This window comes from Endozoicomonas sp. YOMI1, assembly GCF_024606345.1.
Taxonomy (GTDB): domain Bacteria; phylum Pseudomonadota; class Gammaproteobacteria; order Pseudomonadales; family Endozoicomonadaceae; genus Endozoicomonas.
The window spans coordinates 1-8,944 of the sequence record NZ_JAHHPM010000011.1; the positions used below are offsets into that span (position 1 = coordinate 1).

Annotated in this window: 5 protein-coding genes; 2 read left to right on the forward strand and 3 right to left on the reverse strand. The window is 50.9% G+C overall.

What is annotated here, in order from left to right:
* Positions 1 to 216: 216 nt before the first annotated feature.
* The gene (locus tag KDK15_RS00430; protein ID WP_257293391.1) at positions 217 to 1,269 is read left to right on the forward strand and encodes a PLP-dependent cysteine synthase family protein; all 1,053 of its coding nucleotides are present in this window, start codon (positions 217 to 219) and stop codon (positions 1,267 to 1,269) included.
* A gap of 90 nt (positions 1,270 to 1,359) precedes the next feature.
* On the opposite strand, the gene KDK15_RS00435 is transcribed toward KDK15_RS00430, so the two are convergent.
* Complete coding sequence (locus KDK15_RS00435) at positions 1,360 to 2,769, reverse strand: hypothetical protein (protein ID WP_257293392.1); 1,410 nt, start codon at positions 2,767 to 2,769, stop codon at positions 1,360 to 1,362.
* A gap of 735 nt (positions 2,770 to 3,504) precedes the next feature.
* On the opposite strand from KDK15_RS00435, the gene putA reads away from it, so the two are divergent.
* Positions 3,505 to 6,684, forward strand: a complete 3,180-nt coding sequence (gene putA, locus KDK15_RS00440) for a bifunctional proline dehydrogenase/L-glutamate gamma-semialdehyde dehydrogenase PutA (RefSeq protein WP_257293393.1) — start codon at positions 3,505 to 3,507, stop codon at positions 6,682 to 6,684.
* A gap of 214 nt (positions 6,685 to 6,898) precedes the next feature.
* On the opposite strand, the gene pilB is transcribed toward putA, so the two are convergent.
* Positions 6,899 to 8,611: a type IV-A pilus assembly ATPase PilB gene (gene pilB, locus KDK15_RS00445; RefSeq protein ID WP_257293394.1), complete on the reverse strand. Its 1,713-nt coding sequence runs from the start codon at positions 8,609 to 8,611 to the stop codon at positions 6,899 to 6,901.
* 67 nt (positions 8,612 to 8,678) lie between these two features.
* Positions 8,679 to 8,944 (reverse strand): hypothetical protein (locus KDK15_RS00450; RefSeq protein ID WP_257293395.1); only part of this gene is annotated, 266 nt, incomplete at its 5' end.

An 8,944-nucleotide genomic window follows, 5' to 3' on the forward strand; every position in this document is an offset into this window, starting at 1 on the left:
CATCCATGCAGTCGTGCGGCGTCACAACTCTGGTCACATAGCGGCGATGCTCCCAACGTTGTGCCTAGCATAGTAACTGCCCACTTAGCCAGAAATATACGATTTCATTTGGCCAACTACTTAGAGGAAAGTATTCATATCAATAGCGCCTGATGAAGCGTTTTTCCCACCCGATATTCATATGGACGTATTTGACCCTGAAGGGAGGGTAAGGTTATGAATGGTCATCAATGGGTTAATGAAGCCATCGGCAAAATTGAAGCGGATTTTCAACGCAGTGCAGATACACACCTGATACGGCTTGAATTGCCGGGCATCAGCGGTATCAAGGTGTATCTTAAAGATGAAAGCACACACCCGACTGGAAGCCTCAAGCACCGTCTGGCCCGATCTTTATTTCTCTATGCCATCTGTAATGGTTGGGTTGATGAGAATACCACCATTATTGAGTCCTCTTCAGGAAGTACGGCCGTTTCTGAAGCCTATTTTGCCCGGCTGCTGGGCTTGCCATTTATTGCCGTAATGCCCAGATCTACCTCCGTTCACAAGATACAACAGATCAAGTTTTACGGTGGTCAGTGTCACCTGGTCAATTGCTCCAGTGAGATTTATGCCGAATCCCAGCGGTTGGCCAGAGAGCTGAATGGACACTATATGGACCAGTTTACTTATGCAGAGAGGGCAACAGACTGGCGGGGCAACAACAATATTGCCGATTCTATTTTTCGACAGATGCAGGCTGAGAAATACCCGGTGCCCAGCTGGATTGTCATGAGCCCGGGAACGGGAGGAACCTCTGCCACCATTGGACGCTACATTCGATATCAAAAGCTGAATACCAGGTTATGTGTTGTCGACCCGGATCACTCCGTTTTCATGGATTACTACGCCAGTGGCGACACAAGCCTGACTATTGATCAGGGCTCTCGTATAGAAGGTATTGGTCGCCCGAGAGTCGAGCCATCGTTTATTCCTGGTGTGATTGATGACATGCGTCGTGTGCCTGATGTGGCGGCTATTGCAACCATTCACTGGCTGGAAAGGATACTGGGTCGAAAGGCTGGCCCGAGTACCGGGACTAATTTATTTGGTGCCCTGCAAATTGCGGCAGAGATGAAATCCAATGGTCAGCAAGGATCTATCGTTACCTTGTTGTGTGATCCGGGTGATCGCTACCTGGATACCTGTTATAACCCTGACTGGGTTGCTGCCCAGGTTGGGGATATACAACCATGGATAGAGGAACTCTGTCGGCTGGCTGGTAAATAATACCAATCTTCTCAGACAGCCTCTAAGGGAAAACGGCCGCAAGATGCGACCGTAGAAAGTTAGACGTTAGTGATAGGGGACCATAGAGGGTTAAACGCCGGTATCTTTCTGCCCGGATGGTCTGAGTAGCTCCATTCCCCTGAGTTGAGCAGTTAAGGAGTCACGATGGCCATCAATTGTACCTTGTCTGGCGAGTGAATATGGATCCTGTCCCGGGGCATTTTGAGGCATGGGACGCTCTCCAGATTGTTGAGCCGTTTGTTGAGTATCTGTGCCTTTTTGCTTTTCAGTACTGATTTCACCCAGAATTCTGGCTCGCTGGTTGGTCCGATCTTCAGCCAACAGTTCTCGTGTTTGTGGATTTGGAGAAGATGCAAGGAAGCCTTCGCAGTCAGCTGCATGCTGACGATGTGCATCAAGATCTTTTCTGACCAAGGAGTCCAAGTGGTCATGCCGGGAAACACCTCCATCCACTAAGCTATCCATATGCTGAATGTGACTGTCAACCCTCTGTTCAAGACCTGAACGATATTGCATTGGAGCAGACTCTTTGCCTTCAGGAGGAACGGATCGGGAATCATGTTGAGTTACTCCGGGTGCTTCGGCCTGAGGATGCGTTCCATAAGCTGGAGCCTGCCCATACCCGGAAGTTGGAGGGGTATGTGGTCCGGGAGCCGGGGTATATGGTGGCATTGCAGAAGGGTATAAGTGTTGATAGCCGACATGGGGTGGTTGACCGCCGACATGGGGTGGTTGACCGCCGACATGGGGTGATTGACCGCCGACATGGGGTGATTGACCGCCGACATGGGGTGGTTGACCGCCCGCTGGCTGCTGGCCATAACCAGCACCGGGGGCAGGTGGTGGTGGTGTTGCTGCTGGAGCTGCTGATGATTTCGCTCCTTGATCAGGGGCCTTTTCCGGCTCTTTCTTCTCAGCAGTTTTTCCCTTTTCAGCAGTTTGCTCTGATGATTTTGATTCAGATGACTGCCCTGCATACCGCTCATTGACAAAGAAGCTTCCCAGATTCAAGCGCTCTAAAAAGCTTTTACCACCACCTGATTTCTTTTCGCCATCAGTGGCTTTCTTTTCGCCATCAGTGGCTTTCTTTTCGCCATCAGTGGCTTTCTGCTCGCCGCCAGCTTTAACCTCTCCCGAGGTTGGAGTGGTAGTAGTTGCTGCGGCAGCCGGTGCTGCGGAAGCCGGTGGTTGAGCTCCTGGCGCTCCCGCTGGGAATTGAGTCATGTATTGAGTAGTCGGAGGGTGTTGTGCGACGGAGCCGAAGGGTGGTTGGCCCCCATGTTGTTGCTGATAGGGAAAGGCTGGAACCCCTGTTCCGGGACCTTGCAAGTAAGTTTCTGGATTATGTGGGCCGGGGCCAACACTATACCCACCATAGTTGCCAGTCGGCCCCCATGGCTGTCCGGTAGGTACATGCCCACCCGTTGCCGGTGGAGTGTAGAGTTGCTGTGTGGCCGCTGGTGATAATGGGGTCGCCATTATTGAATCCTTGTTAAATTGATGGAGAAGTTTGGAGATAAAATTTATGCGGATCTCATTTTGCCGAGATAGCGACAACATTTGACAGGTAGGGGGGGTATTGGTTCTATATCAATTAGTAATTATTGTTTTATAAAGATATATTGTTTTAATTGTTTTTTTCTGGTTGGTGTTTTTAAGTGATCTGTTGGTTTCTATGCAGGGCAATTGACTGATGGACTTCTGTATTTGCCAAAGGTTATAAAAAATAGAATTTGAATAATATTTTGATGCTCTTGCCTTGTGTTTATGACTTGTTTTCTATTTGTTCAGAAAAATATAAGTTTTTTGATGAACTATCGTTGGGTTTTATCAGTCAAAAACATTAATTATTCCTTTATCGGTAACCCGTAGCTATATGGTTTAAGGTTTCCTGAAAAGAGAGATGTCATTATTAACTTAAATCGGTCATTGGCTCCTTCACAAACTGAACAGGTTGCGGTTTTTTCCTGTAGGGAACGTTGTCTGTAACCTGAAAATACAACCATAATTTATTCTGGGTGATCAGTTAAGTAGTATGGCTTCCGCTGTCAGTCTATTTAACCAGACATCGACGTGTAGCTTCGGGCAGTAATATTGTTAAGTACCAGGAAGAGCGATAGATATTTTATTTCAAATAAACGGTTAGGTTCTTTGGCTGCAGTTTGATTGTTCTTTCTGCACGCCTCAAATGGGAGAAGGGAAATGGAGAAGGGTATGTTCCAGGCGAAAGATGCATTCAACGCAGGCATTGTCCAGCAAAGGCCAGCCGAACTCTGGTCGATGGTCTCTCCTCATTACTCCGTGGATGAGGCTTCATGGTTACAGGAACTGGTGCAGATTCTGGATGAACAGTCCGGAGATTACCCTGAGACAGCCAGTAAAGCCACCAGAATGATTGAGCAGGTAAGGGGCAGTGATAATGGCATTCATATGATTGATGCATTGTTATTGCAGTACAGCCTGGATACCCGGGAAGGTATTCTGCTGATGTGCCTGGCCGAAGCCCTGATGCGCATTCCCGATGATCGGACTGCCGATGCGCTGATCCGCGATAAGCTCAGTGTGGCTGACTGGAAAAAACACCTGAGCCAGAGTGACTCTCTGCTGGTCAATGCCTCCACCTGGGGGTTGCTGCTTACCGGCAAGGTGGTCAACCTTGAAGCCGGTGAAGATGGTTCTGCCGGAGGGGTTATTGGCAAACTGGTGAACCGGATGGGGGAGCCGGTCATTCGTCAGGCGGTAAACCAGGCCATGAAGATTATGGGTCGTCATTTTGTCCTGGGGCGTAATATTTCGGAAGCGTTAAAGAATGGCCTGAAACAACGGGAAAAGGGGTATACCTACTCTTTTGATATGTTGGGAGAGTCTGCCCTGACCATGGAGGATGCCCGGCGCTATCATGATGAATACCTGGCGGCGATCAGAGCCGTTGCCGCTGAGCCTGATCATGGGAACTCCCTCCGTGCCGGGATTTCCATCAAGCTTTCTGCGCTCCATCCACGCTATGAAGTGGCCCAGAAAGCGCGAGTTTTCCGGGAGTTGGTGCCTGCGCTGGTGGGTCTGGTTCGCGAAGCCAGGGCAGGCAATGTAGCCATCAATATGGACGCTGAGGAACAGGATCGTCATGAGCTGTTTCTGGAGGTGTTTGAGCGGGTTTACCGGCATCCGGATTGCCGTGGCTGGGGTGGGCTCGGTTTGGTGATCCAGGCTTACGGCAAACGGGCACTGCCGTCGGTGTGCTGGCTTTCTGCCCTGGCTCATGAGCAGGGAGACCGTATTCCGGTTCGTCTGGTAAAAGGGGCTTATTGGGACAGTGAAGTGAAGCTTTGCCAGCAACAGGGGCTGACCGGTTATCCGGTTTATACCCGCAAGGAAGCGACAGATGTTGCTTACCTGGTGTGTGCCAGGTTTCTGCTATCAGAGCCTGTCAGGGCGCTGCTCTACCCTCAGTTTGCCAGTCACAATGCCCACACTGTCGCCAGCATTCTTACCATGGCAGAACGTGAAGGTGCCGATGATTTTGAATTCCAGCGCCTCCACGGTATGGGAGATGCGCTTTATAATTTCATCCTGACTGATCATCGTTATCCGGTGCGTATCTATGCCCCGGTGGGCAGTCATAAGGATCTGCTGCCTTATCTGGTTCGTCGGTTGCTTGAGAATGGCGCCAATTCCTCGTTTGTTCACCGTCTGGTGGATGCGAAAACTCCGGTTGCTTCCCTGGTTCAGCATCCGGTTGAGACATTGACAGGCCGGGTTTGTTTGCAGAACGACCAAATCCCCTTGCCACCGGATATTTATGGCCGGTCACGTAAAAACTCACTGGGTGTGAATGTGGATATTGACAGTCAGTGGCAGCCATTTCAGCAAAAAGTACAGAGCTTTATGGGGCATAAATGGACTCAGGGGCCGTGGATTGATGGTCAGCTTGTACCATCAACAGAGACTTCTGAAATAGCTTGCCCCTATGACCGCTCCAGGATTGCAGGTCATTTGGGATGGAGTGATGAAACTCAGGCTGATACGGCCATTGGCATTGCTGAAGCGGCCTTTGAACGGTGGAATTCCACACCGACAGAACAGCGGGCAGACTGCCTGGAGAAGCTGGCCGACCTGTTGCAGGAAAACCGTGAGGAGCTGGTGGCCTTGTGCCATCAGGAAGCTGGCAAAACCTTGCACGATGCCATTGATGAAGTGCGGGAGGCGGTGGATTTTTGCCGCTATTACGGGAGTCAGGCACGGGAGCGGTTTTCATCGTCCATCATGATGCCGGGGCCGACGGGTGAATCTAACGAACTGCGGCTTTATGGGCGAGGGGTTTTTCTCTGTATCAGCCCCTGGAACTTTCCCTTGGCCATTTTCCTCGGGCAGGTTGCTGCTGCGCTTGCGGCCGGGAATACAGTGATTGCCAAACCTGCTGAGCAGACCGGTCTGATTGCGGGCAGGACAGTTGAGCTGATGCTGGCAGCGGGTATTCCCGGGGATGTGATTCAGTTATTGCCCGGCGAGGGTGCGACGGTGGGTCGTCAACTGGTGGCCGATACCCGGATTGCCGGTGTCGCTTTCACCGGCTCCACGGAAACCGCCCGGATGATTAATCGGGCGCTGGCCAATCGCCCTGGCCCGATGATACCGTTGATTGCTGAAACCGGCGGCCAGAATGCCATGATCGTAGATTCCACCGCACTGCCTGAGCAGGTGGTTAATGATGTGGTTCTGTCCGCTTTTGGTAGTGCCGGACAGCGTTGCTCAGCGCTCAGGGTACTTTATGTGCAGAAAGATATTGCTGACCGGGTGATCGCTCTGTTGCAGGGGGCAATGAAGGAGTTGTCGATCGGCAATCCGGGTCTTCATTCTACCGATATTGGCCCTGTTATTGATGAGAAAGCCCGCCAGTCACTACAGGCACATATCGAACGAATGAAACAAGAGGCCACACTGCTGATTGAATGCCAACTGCCAGCGGATTGCGCTAACGGCAGCTTTGTTGCACCGGTTGCCTTTGAAATTGACCATATTGGTCAACTGGATAAGGAACACTTTGGTCCTGTTCTCCATGTTATTCGTTACGATGCGAAAGCGTTGCCCGAGGTGATTAATCAGATCAACAGTACCGGATATGGCCTTACCCTGGGAATCCACAGCAGAAACGAAGTAACGGCGACGTTTATTGAGCAGCGGGTCAAGGTGGGTAATATCTATATCAACAGGAACCAGACTGGTGCTGTGGTGGGTGTTCAGCCATTTGGCGGCCAGGGACTGTCAGGCACCGGTCCAAAAGCGGGTGGGCCAAACTACCTGCAGAGGTTTGCTACAGAGCAGACGTTGTCGATCAATACCACGGCTGTTGGCGGAAACGCCACGTTGCTGTCTTTGGGGAGTGAGTCTGTGTGAGTTCGTTCACATGCTCTGAGGGTGTTGCGAAAGGCCTTAAAAAGAAGGGAACCACAAAGACACAAAGTTTTTTCTGGGGTTGCCTGAGCTACGTTCAACAAACAAAAAGCCTTCCTTTGTGTCTTCGTGTCTTTGTAGTTCAAGGCTTTTACATCTTTCGCAACACCCTCAGGACCATGGGAACAAGGAGTAGCAAGAAGCCAGTAATAGCCGGTTAATCCTGTGTTACCCGGTTAACCTCTTCGAGACTGGTGACACCCTGCAGCGCCTTTAATAGCCCGGATTGGCGAAGGTTGTTAAAGCCTTCTTTCTGTGCCTGTTCCGAGATTTCCAGGGAGTTACCTTCGGCCATAATGATCTGCTGCATTCCCGGGGTGATCGACACCACCTCATAAATACCCACACGACCTTTATAACCGCTCTTGCAGCTTTCACAGCCTTTAGGGCCAAAAATCTCGGCGGAGTCAGCCTGCTCTTCGGTAAAGCCCTCTTCCAGCAGTGTTTCTTTGGGGATTTGCACCTTTTCCTTGCATTGGTTGCAGAGTCTTCGTGCCAGACGCTGAGCAATAATCAGACTGACCGACGTTGCGATGTTAAATGATGGAACCCCCATGTTCTGCAAACGGGTCAGGGTTTCTGCCGCACTGTTGGTGTGCAGTGTTGACATGACCATGTGGCCGGTCTGGGCCGCTTTGATGGCAATATTGGCCGTTTCCAGGTCACGTATCTCACCCACCATGATGATATCCGGATCCTGACGCAGGAAAGCCCGCAGTGCCTGGCTGAAGTCCATACCCTGTTTGGGATTGACGTTAACCTGGTTAATACCTTCCAGGTTAATTTCTACCGGGTCCTCCGCGGTGGAAATGTTTCGCTCATTGGTATTGAGAATATTCAAACCGGTATAGAGCGATACCGTTTTTCCCGAACCGGTGGGTCCGGTGACCAGAATCATACCCTGTGGCTGGTGCAGGGCTGTCATATACATCTCTTTCTGACCTTCTTCGTAGCCCAGGGCATCAATCCCCATTTTGGCGCTGGAAGGATCGAGGATACGAAGTACGATTTTTTCGCCCCAGAGCGTCGGCAGCGTATTGACACGAAAGTCGATGGCCTTGCTTTTCGACAGCTTCATTTTTATCCGGCCATCCTGAGGTTTTCTGCGCTCGGAAATATCCATGGCCGACATGATTTTCAGCCGTGAAGCGATCCTGGACCCAAGGGTGACCGGGGGGCGATTGACCTCATGGAGCACGCCGTCGGTTCTGAAACGAACCCGATAGGTTTTTTCATAGGGCTCAAAGTGAAGATCCGATGCACCGCCTTTGATGGCGGAAAGCAGCATTTTATTGACGAACTTCACCACTGGCGTGTCATCCTCTCTGTCCCCGCCGGTGGCTCCCAGAGCATCATCTCCTGAATCATCAACCGCACTGACTTCAAGATCTTCAAGACCGACCATCCCATCGTCGTCTGAAAACATGCCGTCGGTATCATCCAGGGCAATATCAATCATTTTCTCCAGACTGTCGGGCTCCGACAGGACCGTATGAATGGTCAGGCCGGTGTTAAAGCGGATTTCATCCAGGCCCTGAAGGTTGGAAGGGTCGGAAACAGCCACAAAAAGGTGTGAACCCCGCTTGATCAGTGGCAGCACACTGTGCTTTCGCATCAGTTTTTCTTCTACGACGTCTTTGACCAGATGCTCTTTGTCAAAGGCTTTGAGATCGATCACTGGCAGGCCAAACTCTTCGGCAGTGGCGAGAATCAGTGCATTACCATTGACCAGTTTTTTTTCCAGCAGATATCGGGCGAGAGGCTTGTTGGCCTTGGCTGCAGCGGCTTCAGCTTCGTGAATGTCGGCCTCTTCCATCACTTGATCGGCCAGCAGGCGGGCAGCCAGCCCGGTCAGAGGTTTGTTTGCCATAACCTGTTTCTGTCCCTGGAGATTGAATGTATTGTCAGGGCCTGTTGATGCTTCGCTGAACTGGCAACTAAGCATCAACAAGCTCTTTGTAATATATCAGCATAAATGGCAGATGGTTAAGGGTGGTTTTGTGTGGGGTAATTTTATCGGCTTTGGTTTTTGCCGGGAATCCTGGGGCTTTAATGGGGGATTTTGCATTGACTGCGAGTTTGGGTATGCATTCCCACGGTCCCGAGGGTTTCGCATCACCCCAGGGTTTCAATGTATTTGATGGGTTCCCTCTAAGTAGTTGGCCAAATGGAATCGTATATTTCTGGCTAAGTGGGCAGTTAC